17 protein-coding genes are annotated in these 15,462 nt (G+C 61.6%); 7 read left to right on the forward strand and 10 right to left on the reverse strand.

The window, feature by feature from the left end; translation table 11 throughout:
• The first annotated feature begins 509 nt into the window (after positions 1-509).
• Positions 510-1,274, forward strand: a complete 765-nt coding sequence (locus CAF87_RS19680; protein WP_085701286.1) for an SDR family oxidoreductase — start codon at positions 510-512, stop codon at positions 1,272-1,274.
• Positions 1,275-1,404: 130 nt separating this feature from the next.
• Positions 1,405-2,310, forward strand: a complete 906-nt coding sequence (locus CAF87_RS19685) for a cation diffusion facilitator family transporter (protein ID WP_085732684.1) — start codon at positions 1,405-1,407, stop codon at positions 2,308-2,310.
• Positions 2,311-2,348: 38 nt separating this feature from the next.
• Here CAF87_RS19685 and CAF87_RS19690 read toward each other — a convergent pair whose 3' ends face one another.
• The 7 genes from CAF87_RS19690 to CAF87_RS19720 all read right to left on the reverse strand — a co-directional run bounded on the left by CAF87_RS19690 (position 2,349) and on the right by CAF87_RS19720 (position 7,509).
• Positions 2,349-3,482: an AGE family epimerase/isomerase gene (locus tag CAF87_RS19690; protein WP_085732685.1), complete on the reverse strand. Its 1,134-nt coding sequence runs from the start codon at positions 3,480-3,482 to the stop codon at positions 2,349-2,351.
• 100 nt (positions 3,483-3,582) lie between these two features.
• Positions 3,583-4,155, reverse strand: a complete 573-nt coding sequence (locus CAF87_RS19695) for a HupE/UreJ family protein (RefSeq protein ID WP_085732686.1) — start codon at positions 4,153-4,155, stop codon at positions 3,583-3,585.
• Between the two features lie 27 nt (positions 4,156-4,182).
• Complete coding sequence (gene ureG / locus CAF87_RS19700; RefSeq protein WP_008001031.1) at positions 4,183-4,797, reverse strand: urease accessory protein UreG; 615 nt, start codon at positions 4,795-4,797, stop codon at positions 4,183-4,185.
• A gap of 23 nt (positions 4,798-4,820) precedes the next feature.
• Positions 4,821-5,495 carry an urease accessory protein UreF gene (locus CAF87_RS19705; RefSeq protein WP_085732687.1) on the reverse strand — a complete coding sequence of 225 codons (675 nt, stop codon included), beginning with the start codon at positions 5,493-5,495 and terminating at the stop codon, positions 4,821-4,823.
• The gene (gene ureE / locus CAF87_RS19710; RefSeq protein WP_085732688.1) at positions 5,492-5,992 is read right to left on the reverse strand and encodes an urease accessory protein UreE; all 501 of its coding nucleotides are present in this window, start codon (positions 5,990-5,992) and stop codon (positions 5,492-5,494) included. The genes CAF87_RS19705 and ureE overlap by 4 nt, the downstream gene beginning before the upstream one ends.
• 203 nt (positions 5,993-6,195) lie before the next feature.
• Positions 6,196-6,828: a TetR family transcriptional regulator gene (locus tag CAF87_RS19715; RefSeq protein ID WP_085732689.1), complete on the reverse strand. Its 633-nt coding sequence runs from the start codon at positions 6,826-6,828 to the stop codon at positions 6,196-6,198.
• A 174-nt stretch (positions 6,829-7,002) separates the two neighbouring features.
• Complete coding sequence (locus tag CAF87_RS19720; protein WP_085732690.1) at positions 7,003-7,509, reverse strand: hypothetical protein; 507 nt, start codon at positions 7,507-7,509, stop codon at positions 7,003-7,005.
• 377 nt (positions 7,510-7,886) lie between these two features.
• Here CAF87_RS19720 and CAF87_RS19725 point away from each other — a divergent pair, with 377 nt between their 5' ends.
• On the forward strand, positions 7,887-9,962 hold the full coding sequence (locus CAF87_RS19725) for an AsmA family protein (RefSeq protein WP_085732691.1): 2,076 nt from the start codon (positions 7,887-7,889) through the stop codon (positions 9,960-9,962).
• A 102-nt stretch (positions 9,963-10,064) separates the two neighbouring features.
• Here the strand turns inward: CAF87_RS19725 and CAF87_RS19730 are convergent, their stop codons facing one another.
• Complete coding sequence (locus CAF87_RS19730; protein WP_064379129.1) at positions 10,065-10,595, reverse strand: bacterioferritin; 531 nt, start codon at positions 10,593-10,595, stop codon at positions 10,065-10,067.
• A gap of 98 nt (positions 10,596-10,693) precedes the next feature.
• The gene (locus CAF87_RS19735; RefSeq protein ID WP_085732692.1) at positions 10,694-11,596 is read right to left on the reverse strand and encodes a LysR substrate-binding domain-containing protein; all 903 of its coding nucleotides are present in this window, start codon (positions 11,594-11,596) and stop codon (positions 10,694-10,696) included.
• A gap of 119 nt (positions 11,597-11,715) precedes the next feature.
• Here CAF87_RS19735 and CAF87_RS19740 point away from each other — a divergent pair, with 119 nt between their 5' ends.
• The 3 genes from CAF87_RS19740 to CAF87_RS19750 all read left to right on the forward strand — a co-directional run bounded on the left by CAF87_RS19740 (position 11,716) and on the right by CAF87_RS19750 (position 13,642).
• On the forward strand, positions 11,716-12,354 hold the full coding sequence (locus CAF87_RS19740) for an FMN-dependent NADH-azoreductase (protein ID WP_085732693.1): 639 nt from the start codon (positions 11,716-11,718) through the stop codon (positions 12,352-12,354).
• A complete protein-coding gene (locus tag CAF87_RS19745) occupies positions 12,355-12,660 on the forward strand; it encodes a multidrug efflux SMR transporter (protein ID WP_085732694.1) in 306 nt (101 codons plus the stop codon).
• Positions 12,661-12,751: 91 nt separating this feature from the next.
• Positions 12,752-13,642: a triacylglycerol lipase gene (locus CAF87_RS19750; protein ID WP_085732695.1), complete on the forward strand. Its 891-nt coding sequence runs from the start codon at positions 12,752-12,754 to the stop codon at positions 13,640-13,642.
• Here the strand turns inward: CAF87_RS19750 and CAF87_RS19755 are convergent.
• Positions 13,639-14,532, reverse strand: coding sequence for a DMT family transporter (locus CAF87_RS19755; RefSeq protein WP_085732696.1), 894 nt, complete (start codon positions 14,530-14,532; stop codon positions 13,639-13,641). The two genes, CAF87_RS19750 and CAF87_RS19755, sit on opposite strands and share 4 nt — an antisense overlap.
• Before the next feature lie 98 nt (positions 14,533-14,630).
• On the opposite strand from CAF87_RS19755, the gene CAF87_RS19760 reads away from it, so the two are divergent.
• Entirely contained in the window at positions 14,631-15,425 is a 795-nt protein-coding gene (locus CAF87_RS19760; RefSeq protein WP_085732697.1) for a helix-turn-helix transcriptional regulator, read from the forward strand.
• Positions 15,426-15,462 lie beyond the last annotated feature (37 nt).

Consider the following 15,462-nt stretch of genomic DNA (forward strand, 5'->3'; position numbering starts at 1 on the left):
TGCAGGCGTGTGATTGTTTTTTGATCAGGGCTTTTCCCGGTTGCTGGCGACCCGTTTGTCAACCTTTTTATGGCCATGGCAAAACAGGCGAATGCATGTGGGAAAGCCTGTGGATAAGTCTGTGATTAAACTCTGGAAAGACTGCGCAGAGGGCCGTGATTACTGGCCCTGCGCAATCACGGCGGTGACCGGCCGGTCGTGCAGAATGCCTTGCCCGGCACAATCGGCGGATCAGGGTCAAGCGAAAAACTTTGCTTTTGCCGCGCAAAGCCTTGTGTGGCGCGGCTTTGCGCATTTCCACTTGCCCCCGGAAACTGTGGAAGGGGCTGTGGATAACGTGCGCGCATGTGGCTACAGGCCACGCCATTCAAGGCGTTGAGAGCATTGATCAAATTATGAGCGGAAATGCACGCCAGTCGGTGGTTGCTCGTGAATGCCGGGCCGGGCATGCTGCCTGCTGATTTTCTATTCCAATGGCTGCCCCGGGTGGCCGAAGCAAGGAGAACACGATGTCCAACACCCTGTTTATCACCGGCGCGACGTCCGGTTTTGGTGAAGCCTGTGCCCGTCGTTTTGCCGAGGCCGGCTGGAAACTGGTGCTGACCGGTCGTCGTGAAGAACGCCTCAACGCGCTGTGCGCCGAGCTGTCGAAGCAGACCGAAGTGCATGGCCTGGTGCTGGACGTGCGTGATCGCAAGGCGATGGAGGAGGCAATTGCTAACCTGCCGCCGTCCTTTGCCAAGCTGCGCGGCCTGATCAACAACGCCGGGCTGGCGCTGGGCGTGGACCCTGCACCCAAGTGCGACCTCGACGATTGGGACACCATGGTCGACACCAACGTCAAAGGCCTGATGTACAGCACGCGTCTGCTGCTGCCACGCCTGATCGCCCACGGTCGCGGCGCCGGCATCGTCAACCTGGGCTCCATCGCCGGTAACTACCCGTACCCGGGCAGCCACGTCTACGGCGCGACCAAGGCGTTCGTCAAACAGTTCTCGCTGAACCTGCGTTGCGACTTGCAGGGCACTGGCGTGCGCGTCAGTAACATCGAGCCGGGCCTGTGCGAGAGCGAGTTCTCGCTGGTGCGTTTTGGCGGTGATCAGGCGCGTTACGACGCGACCTACGCCGGTGCCGAGCCGATCCAGCCGCAGGACATCGCCGAGACGATTTTCTGGGTACTGAATGCCCCGGCGCACATCAACATCAACAGCCTGGAACTGATGCCGGTGAGCCAGACCTGGGCCGGTTTTGCCATCGAGCGCAACAAGGCTTGATAGGGTTTTGCCCTCTTCGCCAACCTGCTGGCGAAGAGGGCAAATCGGCCAAAATGTGGCAGTAAGGTATACTCATCCCTCAACAACCCCACCGTACCCTGCGGTTTTCAAGGTTTTTCGAGGAGTTCAAGTGAGTAACCGAGGTGAGCAGTCGCTGCTCAAACAATCGACCCTTCTGATGTTTGCCGTGTCGATTGCCGGGATCGTCACCGGTTTTGTATCGGGTTCCCAATCCATCCTGTTCGATGGTTTTTTTTCGCTGATTGCAACGTTCATCAAAGTCCTGATGCTGATCACGGCGAAGCTGATCGCCAAGCAGAGCAACCACCGCTTCCAGTTCGGTTTCTGGCATCTGGAACCGATGGTGCTGCTGATCGAGGGCAGTTTCCTGTTATTGATCGCGATCTACGCGTTTCTCAACGGCGTGTTCGGCATCATCAATGGCGGTCGTGAAATCGAACTGGGGCTGGTAATCATCTACGCAGCGGTGTTTACCGTTGTCGAATTCGCCTACTTCTTCTACGTGCGCCACCGCAATCGCAAGCTCAAGTCGAGCCTGATCCAGTTCGACAACATTAGTTGGCTGGTGGACGCGATGCTGTCTGTGGGCCTGTTGATCAGTTTCCTCGCGGCGCTGCTGCTCAAGTCCCAGGGCTATGGCGAATGGGCGAAGTTCGTCGACCCGCTGATTCTCATCGTGCTGGCCCTGACCATGCTGCCGCCGGCCTTCAAGATCCTTGGCCCGGCGCTGCGTGACGTGCTCGGCATTGCGCCGGACACGCTGGATGAGCAAGTACGCGAGGTGATGGAGGCGGCGAAGGTCGAGCATGGTTTCGACGACTACGTGTCCTACGTGCAGAAGCACGGACGGGCGCGGTTCATCGAGATTCATGTGGTGTTGCCGGCGGATTACCGGCTGCAGAGCGTCGGCCAGCTGGATGTGCTGCGTGAGGAGATTTCCGCGAAGCTGGGCAAACCGGATGCGGCGCGCTGGCTGACCATCAGCTTCACTGGTGACAGGAAGTGGATTGCCTGATGTTTGCGGCGAGGGAGCCTGCTCCCTCGCCACGGATGTCAGCTCAGATAGTCGGCGAGGCCGCGATAGCAGGTCGCCAGGTGATACGGCGTAGTCGACGGCATGTCCTTGCGGCTGATCTCGCCCTGCTCGTTGCGGCATTCATGCCAGCCACCGGCATGCAGGAAGCGCTGCTGCAATGCCTGCAACTGGCGCAGCACGACGGCTTCGCTGCCCGGACGCAGCGTCAGGGCGCGCAGATATTCGGCCTGGGCCCAGATGCGCTGGGTCGAATCTTTCGGTCGCCCGTCCATGTTCAGATCGAGCATGGCCCGCACGGCACCGGACGATTGCACCACGCCGTACTGCTCGGTGAAGGCAAAGGCCCGGTCCAGCGCGGCATGCAGTTTCGAGCCGCGGAGCAGCGGCGAGGACTCCAGCAGGAAATACCACTCGAACTGATGGCCCGGCTCATACCAGTTATCCACAGCCCCCAGCGGTTTCTCCATCAGCACACCGCCCTGCGGGTCGACGAAGTGCTTGTGCATGGCTGTGCATAACTCGCTCAGCGCCTGCTTGACCTGTGCATCTTCGCGCACGGCCAGCGTGGCCAGGAAGGCTTCGGCCAGGTGCATCAGCGGGTTTTGCAGCGGGCCGGTTTCCAGCGTGATCCAGTCGCGGTCGAGGCAGGCTTCATAGAGGCCGTCACCGGTGGCGAAACGCCGGCCGATGACTTCCAGCGCAGCGTTCAGGGTCGATTCGACCAAGGGCTCGCGGGACTTTTCCCAGTAATGCGCGCAGGCGAACAGGATGAAGGCGTGGGTATAGAGGTCCTTGCGCTGATCCAGCGGTTTGCCCTGGGGATCGATGCTGTAGAACCAGCCACCGTGCTCGGCATCGTGGAAGTGTCGTTGCAGTGAGCGGAACAGAGCGGCTGCCCGAACTTCGGCGTTATCCACAACCCCGATCAGGCTGGAAAACAAATACAGCTGCCGTGCGCAGGCCATGGCCCGATAGCGCTGCGGTGGCAGCGGCTGGTGCGCGGCGTCCAGCGCCTCGTAGGGCAGCGCCATGTCGGCGTTCCAGCCCGGTCCTTGCCAGAGGGGCACGATCACGTCCAGAAAGTGCTGTTGCACTTCACCGAACAGGGTGGTCAATTCAGGCAGGGAGGTGGAGCGGGAAGCGTGGGGCATGGGCGGACGTCGTCACGGCAGGGGCGATTGCGCGACATGGTAGCAGAGAGTGGCGATCGATCGTTCCCGCGCCATGCCCGGGAACGATCAGAGGTACAAATCAGCCGGCCAGCAACCACGCGCCGGTCACCGCCGAAGCCGCTCCGGCCAGTCGAACCAGCGGCGCGGCAGCCTGAGGCAGAAAACGAACCACCGCATAACCCGCTGCATGCAACGCAGCTGTCGCGACCACGAAACCGGTGGCATACGCCCAAGGGCTCGACATGTCCGGCAACTCCAGACCATGGGCCACGCCGTGGAACAGCGCAAACAGCGCCGTCGCCGCCACCGCCATCACCAGCGGCGGACGCACCGCCAGTGCCACCGCCAGGCCCAGCGCCAGCACCGACGCGGCAATCCCGCTTTCCAGCGCCGGCAACTCCAGCCCTTCAAACCCGAGCAGGCCGCCGATCAGCATGGTACCGACAAACGTGCACGGCAGCGCCCAGCGCGCCGCGCCTTGTTGTTGCGCCGCCCACAAGCCGACGGCCACCATCGCCAGCAAATGATCGAGGCCGCCGATCGGGTGGCTGATGCCGGCCACCAGGCCAGAGTCGCCATGGCCGGGGTGGGCGAAGGCCAGGGCCGGTGTCAGCAGGAGTGCGACGGCGCCGAGAATGCGTTTGAGTGTCATGGATAAGCTTCCTTGTTGATCAGTGAATCAGGCTGCGGTCAGCAGGCCCTGGCGTTCGATGAAGGCAATGATTTCTTCCAGGCCCTGACCGGTTTTCTGGTTGCTGAACACGAACGGCTTGCCGTTGCGCATGCGCTGGGTATCGCTGTTCATCATCTCCAGCGAGGCCCCGACCAGCGGCGCGAGGTCGATCTTGTTGATCACCAGCAGGTCGGATTTGCAAATGCCGGGGCCGCCCTTGCGCGGCAGCTTGTCGCCGGCCGACACGTCGATCACGTAGATGGTCAGGTCGGACAGTTCCGGGCTGAAGGTCGCGGAAAGGTTGTCGCCACCGGACTCCACCAGAATCAGGTCCAGCCCCGGAAAGCGCCGGTTCAGTTGATCCACCGCTTCGAGGTTGATCGAGGCGTCTTCGCGGATCGCCGTGTGCGGGCAGCCGCCGGTTTCCACGCCGATGATGCGTTCAGGCGCCAGGGCTTCATTGCGTACCAGGAAGTCGGCGTCTTCGCGGGTGTAGATGTCGTTGGTGACCACGGCCAGGTTGTAGCGCTCACGCAGCGCCAGGCACAGGGCCAGGGTCAATGCGGTTTTGCCGGAACCGACCGGGCCGCCGATGCCGACGCGCAGGGGTTGTGTGTTCATGTGATTCTCCAGATAAAAAGGCCCTAGGAACGGAACAGGCGGCTGTACTGGCGCTCATGGGCCATGCACGCCAGGGACAGACCGAACGCGGCGCTGCCGAGGCGTTCGGGATTGATTCGGGTGGCGTCCTGCTGCGCCTGTTGCAGCAGCGGCAGCAGTTCGCTGGTCAGGCGCTGGGCGGCTTGCTGGCCCAGCGGCAGGGTTTTCATCAGCACCGCGAGCTGGTTTTCCAGCCAGCTCCACAGCCACGCGGCGAGGGCGTCCTGCGGGCTGATCTGCCAGGCACGCGCTGCCAATGCCCAGCAAAGGGCCAGGTGCGGTTCGGTGCATTGCTCAAGAAAATCGCGGGCCGGTGCGTCGAGCTCGGGCAAACCGTTGAGCAATTGCTGCAACGAGTAGCCCATCTGCCGGCTCTCCAGATGCAGCTCGCGGGTTTCGCGGCTGGCGCGGTGGCTTTCGCAGAGCTTGCGCAGTTCATTCCAGTTTTCGTCCGCTGCGGTCTGGCAATGGGCGAGTAGCATGGGGGCCTCGAACCGCGCGAGATTGAGCAGCAATTGATCGCTGATCCAGCGGCGGGCGCTGTCCGGGCTGTCGACGCGACCGTTATCCACAGCCATTTCCAGGCCCTGGGAATAGCTGTAGCCGCCAATTGGCAATTGCGGACTGGCCAGGCGCAACAGCGCCCAGGCCGGGTTCACAAACGGACGCCGAACTGGTGGAGTTTCGGCGCGTAGTTGAAGTCCTCGTCACCGTGCCGCGAATGGTGATGGCCACCACCATAGGCGCCGTGTTCCGGCTGGAACGGCGCTTCGATCGATTCGACCTGCGCGCCCAACTGCTCAAGCATTGCCTTGAGTACGTAATCGTCGAGCAGACGCAGCCAGCCGTCACCGACTTGCAGCGCGACGTGGCGATTGCCCAGGTGATAGGCCGCGCGGGTCAGTTCGAAGGCGTTGGCGCAGGTGACGTGCAGCAGTTGCTCGGGACGGGCGCAGACCCTGACGATCCGGCCATCTTCAGCCTGTAGGCATTCGCTGTCATGCAGCGGCGGCTGGCCGCGCTCCAGAAACAGTCCGACGTCTTCGCCGTCGGCACTGAAACAGCGCAGGCGGCTTTTGCTCCTGGCCTCGAAGGTCAGGTGCAACTCGGCGGCCCAGACGGGTTGGGGATCGATTCTGCGATGAATCACCAGCATCGGAAAGCTTCCTGCTAAGAACAATGCTCAGGCTAGAGCAAGGGGCTTGCCAATCGGACGAGACGTAGGAAAACCCTGTCGGAGACTAGCGGATGTTTCAAGATGTTGCAGGATTGTGAGGTGTTTTGGTGCATGAAGTTTTTTACATGCACCAATTTGCGGCGCAAAAAAATCGCAGCTCCAGGCTGCGATTTTTTGCTTTCTCACTCGGTACTACCGAGCCCTTGCCAGTGCTTGAGCCCGATAAAGATGAAGCGCAGCTGCTGGGTGATCTTCGCCTGGGGCGTCAGATGCTCGGGCAGGGCTTCGGCCGGCGGGTCGATGATGTCCGGTAGGGTGGCGAACACCGATTTGACGATCAGGTCGGCCATCACGCTCAAGCCTTCATGGTTCAGGTGCTGCAGCTTGGGCATCAAGGCCAGATCCGCCGCCAGGTCGGAGCTGATGTTCTCGCGCAGGCGACCGATCGCCTGACGCACCGGCAACGATCCGCCGTACTGCTCACGGGCGAGAAACAGGAACTGCGAACGGTTGGCGCTGACTACGTCCAGGAAGATCCGCACCGAGGCATCGATGATCCCGCCCATGACGAATTCGTTGTGGCGCACCAGGCGGATGGTTTCGCGGAAGGTCTGACCGACTTCGCTGACCAGTACCAGGCCGAGTTCATCCATGTCGGTGAAATGCCGGTAGAAACCGGTGGGCACGATGCCGGCGGTTTTCGTCACTTCACGCAGGCTCAGGCTGCCGAATCCTCGGCCGCTTTCCATCAAGTGGCGGGCAGCGTCCATCAGGGCGTTGCGGGTCTGTTGTTTCTGTTCGGCGCGGGGCAGCATCGCAAGGGTGTGTTCTTAGGCAAGACAAGCGCCGCACTCTAGCAAATCGGCTTTGTCGGCGTCGAACGGCAGCGGGGGAGATGGAAGCGGGAAATCGCGACTTCTTTATACCGGCTGCTGAAAAATCAAAAGCCCAATCCGGGGATTGGGCTTTTTTTCCAGGCCGCCACGGGCTTAGCTCAAGGCGCTGTTGCGTTCGATCACGCGGTCACCACCACCTTCGGCCAGAGTTTGGCCTTGTGGGGTTTTGTCGTAGCCGTCAGCAGCCAGGGTCTGACCTTGTGGGGTTTTGTCGTAGCCATCAGCAGCGAGGGTCTGGCCTTGTGGGGTCTTGTCGTAGCCGTCAGCAGCCAGGGTTTGACCTTGTGGAGTCTTGTCATAACCGTCCTGGACCAGACCTTTTTCTTCCAGACGATCACGGCCGCCTTCAGCTAAGGTTTGGCCTTGTGGGGTTTTGTCATAGCCATCTTGAACCAGACCTTTTTCTTCCAGGCGGTTACGACCGTTTTCAGCCAGGGTCTGGCCTTGTGGAGTGCGGTCCGAACCGTCAGCGGCAACAGTCTGGCTGAACACCGAGTGGCTGGATTTCACTTGCGGGGTAGCCTGGTCGGCAGCTGGCAGAGCGAAAGCGGTGCTGGCCAGCATCGAGAGGGTAAGACTGAACAGAAGTTGGCGTTTCATGATCGGTTGCTCCTTGGGAGGGCGATAAAGTGGGTACGAGGGCAATGCTACTCTCGATAAGTCGATATAAAAGTTCATAAACACAATGGTAATAATCAACAGAATTGATTGTTCGCCCGGGAGGCTCTAGCCCGGGCGTTTCAGGCTGACGGTTTTGCACTGCGGTGGGTATTTTTCACCCACTTGCGCTCTGCAAAAGTGCGGGGCCGGTAACATCGAGTCGACCGATCGGTCAGAATGGCGACCGCTTTTCGGCCCCAATCGGGGCTTTCGATTAAACCTGCGGGCGGTTTGTCAGTCGTAGACTTCATGAGGGCCCTATCAGGCCCGTCGTTTCAGCGGCGTCGATCCGCAGTCGTTTTCAGGAGCTTTGTGCAATGACGCGCACGCGTAAAATCTTCGCCTGGACCTTCGCCACCCTCATGCTGTTGCTGGCGGTGCTGGTCCTGATCATCGTGTTCTTCGATTGGAACCGGATCAAACCGTCCCTCAACGCCAAAGTCTCGGAAGAACTGCACCGACCGTTCGCCATCAACGGCAACCTGTCGGTGGTCTGGCGGCGCGAACTCGACGAGGGCGGCTGGCGCGCCTGGGTGCCGTGGCCGCATGTGGTGGCCGAAGACCTGACGCTGGGCAACCCGGACTGGTCGAAGCAGCCGCAGATGGTCACCCTCAAAAAGGTCGAACTGCGCATTTCACCACTGGCGCTGCTGGCACAACGGGTGACAATTCCTCGGATCGACCTGACCGAACCCACCGCTCAATTGCAACGTTTGGCCGATGGCCGCGCCAACTGGACCTTCAAGTTCGATCCCAAGGACCCGAATGCCGAGCCCTCGAACTGGGTGGTGGACATCGGCGCTATCGGTTTCGACAAGGGTCACGTCACTCTGGACGACCAGACCCTCAAGACCAATCTCGACCTGTTGATCGACCCGCTGGGCAAGCCGATTCCCTTCAGCGAAATCGTCGGCGACAAAGCGGCGAAAACCGCGCTGGAAAAGGGCGGCGCACCCCAGGATTACGCCTTCGCACTGAAAGTCACAGGCCAGTACCACGGTCAGAAACTCGCCGGCCAAGGCAAAATCGGCGGCCTGCTTGCCTTGCAGGATGCGGCCAAACCGTTCCCGCTGCAGGCCCAGGCGAAAATCGGCGACACCAGCATCGAACTCGCCGGCACGCTGACCGATCCGCTGAATCTCGGTGCCCTCGACCTGCGTCTGAAACTGGCGGGCGTCAGCCTCGGCAATCTCTATCCGCTGACTGGCGTCACCCTGCCGGACACGCCGCCGTATTCCACTGACGGTCATCTGATCGCCAAGCTACATGAGCCGGACGGCGCACAGTTCCGCTACGAACAGTTCAACGGCAAGATCGGCGGCAGCGACATTCACGGCGACCTCGCCTACGTCGCCAGCAAGCCACGGCCCAAGCTGAGTGGCGCGTTGCTGTCCAATCAACTGCTGTTCGCCGACCTCGCGCCGCTGATCGGTGCCGACTCCAATGACAAGCAAAAGGCCCGCGGCGGTGAAAGCAAACAACCGGCGGACAAAGTGCTGCCGGTGGAAGAGTTCAAGACTGAGCGCTGGCGCGACATGGACGCCGACGTCGAATTCACTGGCAAACGCATCGTCCACAGCGAGAAGCTGCCGTTCACCGACCTCTATACCCACCTCAAACTCAACGACGGCGAACTGAGCCTGGAACCGCTGCGCTTCGGCGTGGCCGGCGGCAACCTCGATGCGCAGATCCGCCTCAATGGCCGCACCGAGCCGCTGGAAGGCCGGGCAAAACTGACCGCGCGCAAGTTCAAGCTCAAGCAACTGTTCCCGACTTTTGAACCGATGAAAACCAGTTTCGGCGAACTGAACGGCGACGCCGACATCAGTGGTCGCGGCAACTCGGTGGCCAAGCTGCTGGGCGGGGCCAACGGCAACCTGAAGATGCTGATCAATGACGGCGCGATCAGTCGTGAGCTGATGGAGCTGGCGGGCCTCAACGTCGGCAACTACGTGGTCGGCAAGGTCTTTGGCGACAAGGAAGTGAAGATCAACTGCGCAGCAGCCGACTTCGACATCAAGACCGGGCTGGCGACCACCCGGCTGTTCGTGTTCGATACCGAGAACGCGATCATCTACATCGACGGCACGGCGAACATGGCGACCGAGCAACTGGACCTGACCGTGACCCCGGAATCCAAGGGCTGGCGTCTGATATCCCTGCGCTCGCCGTTGTATGTGCGCGGTAAGTTCATCAAGCCGGATGCCGGGGTGAAAGCGGTGCCGCTGATGCTGCGCGGCGCAGGCATGGTGGCGCTGGGTGTGATCGCCGCGCCGGCGGCGGGGCTGCTGGCACTGGTGGCGCCGAGCGGCGGCGAGCCGAATCAGTGTGCTCCGTTGCTGGAGCAGATGAAGGCGGGCAAGGCGCCCGTGACCGTCAAACCCACCAAATGATTCTTTAGCGTTTATCAGAAAGCAATCGCGGGCAAGCCCGCTCCCACAGGTTCAGTGAAAACCCTGAGGGAGCGGGCTTGCCCGCGATTGGATCTGGAGGAATCAGAGGTCTTTGAGGATGTCCGCCATGTCATCGGCATGCTCTTCTTCCTGAGCCAGGATGTCTTCAAAGATCCGGCGCGTGGTCGGATCCTTTTCCCCGATGTACTGGATGATCTCGCGATAGCTGTCGATGGCAATCCGCTCGGCCACCAAGTCTTCGTAAACCATTTCCTTCAAGGTGTTGCCGGCCACGTATTGCGCGTGGGACATCTTCGACAGCAGGTCAGGGTTGAACTCAGGCTCGCCGCCCAGTTGCACGATGCGCTCGGCGAGACGGTCGGCATGTTCGGCTTCCTGAGTGGCGTGCTCGAGGAACTCGTCGGCGGCGACGTTGGCTTTCAGGCCGTTGGCCATGAAGTAGTGGCGCTTGTAGCGCAGGACGCAGACCAGTTCAGTGGCCAGCGATTCGTTGAGCAGGCGCAGCACTTCTTCACGGTTGGCGCTATAGCTTTCGGTCACCGCGCCGTTTTCGACGTGTTGTCGTGCGCGCTCGCGCAGGGTTTGAACATCAGACAAATGCAGGTCACTCATTTCAGTCTCCTGGAGGCTAATCCCATTGGCGTCACGTTCTGCTGACGTGATCGTTACCTGGTTGTGAGTGATGAACACTGCAAAAAGTTTTGTCGGATTCAGCGCGGGACATGCCCGGAAAGCTGTGCTTCTTCGCGCAGCCAGGCAAAAAAGGCTTTCACCGGTGGATGCCGCTCACGGCCCGGTACACAGAGGGCGCTGTAACCGGCACCGTCGACCTGCACCTCACCCTTGTACGGCACCAGCAAGCCATTGGCGACGCTCTCCGACACCAGAATGTTGCTCGCCAGCACCAGCCCTTGCCCGGCGATGGCCGCTTGCAGGGCGTAATGCTCTTCGTCGTATTCGCGGACGGCCGGATGCTGATTCAACCAGTTCTCGCCTGACTGCGCGCACCACGCTTCCCAACCGTGGGCGTAGAGTTTCGAGTTGTGCCAGCGGACGCTGATCAGCGCCGGGGTGCGACGGGCAGCCAGTGCCACCTGTTCCGGCGAGCCGTACACGCCGAACGATTCATCGAACAGGCACAACCCGTAGAGGTTCGGGTAATCATCGAGGCTGTAGCGCAACACCAGATCGACGCTGGCGTCCTGATGCAGGTCGATGACTTCGCAGTGGGTGTCCAGCCGCACATTGATGTTCGGGTGTTTTGCATAAAACCGACCGAGGCGTGGCACCAGCCACAGCGCAGCGAACGCGGCGGTGGTCGACAGCGTGAGGTTGCTGCCGCTGCGCTGCGGACGCAGGGTGTCGACGCTTTGCGCCACCTCCAGAAACGCGCCGTGCAGGCTGCGAAACAGCCGCTCGCCGCCCTCGGTCAGCCGCACCTGGCGCGGCAGGCGTTCGAACAGCGCCACGCCGAGCCAGTCCTCCAGCGAGCGGATCTGATGGGAGATCGCTGTCGGTGTCACCGCAAGTTCTTCGGCGGCAGCCTTGAAGCTCAACAGGCGTGAAGCGGATTCGAAGGCGCGCAGGGCGGTCAGTGGCAGTGAAGCGAACATGGAAACTCCATGGGTGAAATAAATTCATCCAGACTGATTTTTGCTCATTTGAGCCGATGACATGAGCGCCGCAATCTGGCGCTACACAGTCACTAAAGTCTAGTCCCAAGGAGTTTAAGATGAGCAAGATTCTTGCGATCCATGCCAGCCCACGCGGTGAGCGTTCCCATTCGCGGCGTCTGGCGGAAAGTTTTCTCAGTGCCTGGCAAGTCCGTCATCCACAGGCTCAAGTCACCCGCCGAGAGGTTGGGCGTGCGCTGATTCCGGCGGTCAACGAGGCGTTTGTCGCCGCAGCGTTTTATCCGGAGCCCGAGGCACGGCCGTTGTCGATGCAGGCCGATCTGGCGCTCAGCGATCAACTGCTGGGCGAGTTGTTCGATCACGATCTGCTGCTGATTTCCACGCCGATGTACAACTTCAACGTGCCCAGCGGCCTCAAGGCCTGGGTCGATCAGATCGTGCGGTTGGGCCTGACGTTCGACCATACGCTGGACAACGGCATCGCCCAGTACACACCGCTTTTGCACGGCAAGAAGGCGCTGATCGTTACCAGTCGCGGTGGTTTCGGATTCGGCCCGGGCGGGGAGCTGGAGGCGCTGAATCACGCCGATCCATGGTTGCGCACGGCATTGGGTTTCATCGGCATCAACGACGTCACGGTGGTCGCCGCCGAGGGCGAAGAATCCGCCGAACGCACCTTCGCGGTGTCGGTGGCCGAGGCCGAGCAGCGCTTGCTCGACCTGGCCCGGGAGTTCTAGGTGGCCTGGCTGTTCCTGCTGATCGCCGCCGGGTTCGAAGTCACTTTCGCCATGGGCATGAAATACGCCGAAGGTTTCACCCGGCTGTGGCCGTCGCTGATTACCGTGGTCGCGGCGGTGGGCGGGGTTTATTTCCTGACTCTGGCGATGCGCGAGCTGCCGGTAAGCATCGCCTACCCGATCTGGACCGCCATCGGCTCGCTCGGCACGGTGTTTCTCGGTTTCGCGCTGCTGGGCGAGAGCCTGACGCTGATGAAGTTGCTTTCGGTGGGGCTGATTATGGCGGGGGTGGTGGGGCTGAAGTAGGCTGGTCGTGGAGTTGTCATCATCGAGGAGGATGCTTGGCGGGCGTTTTGCACGTCATGCCTCCACCCACCGACCACAGGGATGTCTGCCCATGTCGCAGGATTCGGCCACACGTTATCCACTGGTGCTGGTGCCGGGAATGCTCGGTTTTATCCGTCTGGTGCTGTACCCGTACTGGTACGGGATCATCAAGGCGTTGCGCCGGGGTGGTGCGACGGTGATTGCGGTGCAGGTGTCGCCGCTCAATTCCACCGAGGTGCGCGGCGAGCAGTTGCTGACGCGCATCGATGAAATTCTCCGTGAGACCGGCGCGGCCAAGGTCAATCTGTTCGGCCATAGCCAAGGCTCGCTGACGGCGCGTTATGCGGCGGCCAAACGTCCGGATCTGGTGGCTTCAGTCACGTCGGTGGCCGGGCCCAATCACGGTTCTGAGCTGGCCGACTATCTGGCGAAACATTATCCGGCAGACAGTGCCCGGGGTCGCATCCTCGAGGCGCTGTTGCGTTTTGTCGGCTGGCTGATGGCGCTGCTGGAAACTGGCTACCACGGGCCGAAACTGCCGGTGGATATCCATGCCTCGCACAACTCCCTGACCACCGAAGGCGTGGCGCTGTTCAACCAGCGTTACCCACAGGGCCTGCCTGATACCTGGGGCGGGCACGGGCCGGAGGAGGTCAACGGCGTGCGTTATTACTCGTGGTCCGGCACCTTGCAGCCAGGCAAGACCGACCGTGGCAGCAACCTGTTCGACGGCACCAACCGCAGTTGCCGGTTGTTCGCCAAAACCTTCGTGCACGAGCCGGGACAGTGCGACGGCATGGTCGGACGCTACAGCTCGCACTTGGGCACGGTCATCGGCGATGACTACCCGATGGATCACTTCGACATCGTCAACCAGTCACTGGGACTGGTCGGCAAAGGCGCGGATCCGGTGCGACTGTTCGTCGAGCATGCGGCGCGATTGAAAGCCGCCGGGGTCTAGGCGGCGCCTGGCGTGCGGGAGCGGCCGAGGACGGTGGTCCAGCGCTCGGAAAGAACCACCCCGCCCAGCGTCAGCAAGCCACCGACCAGGTGATACATCGCCAGTTGTTCCTTCAACACCACTGCGGCAATCAGCGCAGTGATCAACGGCAGCAGGTTGAAGTACAGCGTGGTCCGGCTCGGCCCCAAGCGCTGCACGGCCTGCATCCACGCCAGCGGCGCGAGCATCGAGGCCAGCAGGCACGCGTATAGCACCAGCGGGATGTTCTGCAGGGTCAGGCCGGTTTTCGGCGACATGGCGTACAGCGGAAACAGCACCACCACCGCCACCAGTACCTGCAAGTACAGCAACACCAGCGGCGGCAGGCGCAGCTGCCATTTTTTCAGCAGCGTGCTGTAGATCGCATAGGCCAGGGTGGCGATCAGCATCATCGCGTCGCCCAGGTTCACCCCGTGTTGCAGCAGCGCGCCGAGGCTGCCGGACGACACCACCACCAGCACCCCGGCGAATGACAGCACCGCACCGACCAGCGCACCGGCGGTCAGGCGCTGGCCGAGGCTGATGATCGCCATGGCCAGCGACATCAACGGCATCAGCGAGAGGATGATGCCCATGTTGGTGGCGCTGGTCATGGTCGCGGCGAAATAGGCCAGGCTCTGGTAGACCGCCATGCCGAGCACGCCGAGGATGAAAATCTTGCCCAGGTTCGGACGGATCTGCGGCCAGTGCGCGATTACCTTACTGAGCATGAACGGGGTGAACAGCAGGCCGGCGAGCAGCCAGCGGTAGAAGCCGATCTCGGCGGGGAAGATGGCGCCGACAGCCAACTTGTTGATCACGGTGTTGCCGGCCCAGATGAAAATCGCCAGCAGGGGAAACGCGTATTGCATGGGAGGAGAAACCAGTACGTTGATGAACGGTGATTATCCCCTGTCTGGATGCAGGCCTATACTGCGAACCGGACAACCCGCCCCTGATTCCGGACAGCATGAACAGTAAACACATCGATCTGCTGGATTTCAGCGAACTGCCGTCGGCGGTGTACTTCCGCTACGCCGACTTCAATGCCCATGAATACGCCGCGCCGCACCGCCATCCGTGGGGCACGCTGGAGTACGCGGCCCACGGCGTGCTGCACATGGATGTCGACGGCAGCCGTTTCATGTCGCCGCCGCAATACGCGGTGTGGGTGCCGCCGCAGGTCGAGCACAGTTTCTACAGTCATCAACCGGTGAATTATCGGGCGGTGTGCCTGACGCCCGAGGTCTGCGCGGATTTGCCGGCGCAGGCTTGTACGCTGGCGATCAGCGATATTCTCAAGGCCATCCTCAAGGACTTCGCCGCCCGGGATGTGAAGATCCCCGCGTTCGACGCCGACCAGCGCCTGGCCCAGGTGCTGGTGGATCAACTGCGCCAGGCACCGGTTCATCAATGCTATCTGCCGTACGCCAGCAGCCCCGGATTGCTGGCAATCCTCGAAACACTGCAGGCCGAGCCCGGCAACAACCAGCCGCTGGCGCACTGGGCGGCGCAGGTGCATGTCAGCGAGCGCACCCTGGCTCGGCAATTCGTGCGGGAGTTGGGGATGAGTTTCGGTGAATGGCGCCAGCGGCTGCGCTATCTCGCCGCCATCGAGGCGCTGGAAAGTACGCGCAGCGTGCAGGAAATCGCCTTCGATCTCGGTTACAGCAGCGGCTCGGCGTTCATCGCCATGTTTGCCCGGCAGGCCGGGTGTACGCCGGAGCAATACCGACGCAGTCACCATGAGGGTAGGAAGGTGTAACAAGCTTTGACTACACTCAGCCGGAGGCCGCCTCAAT

The organism is Pseudomonas sp. R38(2017) (assembly GCF_002112395.1).
Taxonomy (GTDB): domain Bacteria; phylum Pseudomonadota; class Gammaproteobacteria; order Pseudomonadales; family Pseudomonadaceae; genus Aquipseudomonas.

Bases quoted from the DNA above. Each gene is read 5' to 3' on its own strand.
- CAF87_RS19740 (WP_085732693.1), top strand. From the start codon at position 11,716: ATGAGCAAGATTCTTGCGATCCATGCCAGCCCACGCGGTGAGCGTTCC.
- CAF87_RS19750 (WP_085732695.1), top strand. From the start codon at position 12,752: ATGTCGCAGGATTCGGCCACACGTTATCCACTGGTGCTGGTGCCGGGA.
- CAF87_RS19695 (WP_085732686.1), bottom strand. From the start codon at position 4,155: ATGACACTCAAACGCATTCTCGGCGCCGTCGCACTCCTGCTGACACCG.
- CAF87_RS19715 (WP_085732689.1), bottom strand. From the start codon at position 6,828: ATGCTGCCCCGCGCCGAACAGAAACAACAGACCCGCAACGCCCTGATG.
- CAF87_RS19720 (WP_085732690.1), bottom strand. From the start codon at position 7,509: ATGAAACGCCAACTTCTGTTCAGTCTTACCCTCTCGATGCTGGCCAGC.
- ureE (WP_085732688.1), bottom strand. From the start codon at position 5,992: ATGCTGGTGATTCATCGCAGAATCGATCCCCAACCCGTCTGGGCCGCC.
- ureG (WP_008001031.1), bottom strand. From the start codon at position 4,797: ATGAACACACAACCCCTGCGCGTCGGCATCGGCGGCCCGGTCGGTTCC.
- CAF87_RS19680 (WP_085701286.1), top strand. From the start codon at position 510: ATGTCCAACACCCTGTTTATCACCGGCGCGACGTCCGGTTTTGGTGAA.
- CAF87_RS19755 (WP_085732696.1), bottom strand. From the start codon at position 14,532: ATGCAATACGCGTTTCCCCTGCTGGCGATTTTCATCTGGGCCGGCAAC.
- CAF87_RS19760 (WP_085732697.1), top strand. From the start codon at position 14,631: ATGAACAGTAAACACATCGATCTGCTGGATTTCAGCGAACTGCCGTCG.
- CAF87_RS19730 (WP_064379129.1), bottom strand. From the start codon at position 10,595: ATGAGTGACCTGCATTTGTCTGATGTTCAAACCCTGCGCGAGCGCGCA.
- CAF87_RS19690 (WP_085732685.1), bottom strand. From the start codon at position 3,482: ATGCCCCACGCTTCCCGCTCCACCTCCCTGCCTGAATTGACCACCCTG.
- CAF87_RS19725 (WP_085732691.1), top strand. From the start codon at position 7,887: ATGACGCGCACGCGTAAAATCTTCGCCTGGACCTTCGCCACCCTCATG.
- CAF87_RS19735 (WP_085732692.1), bottom strand. From the start codon at position 11,596: ATGTTCGCTTCACTGCCACTGACCGCCCTGCGCGCCTTCGAATCCGCT.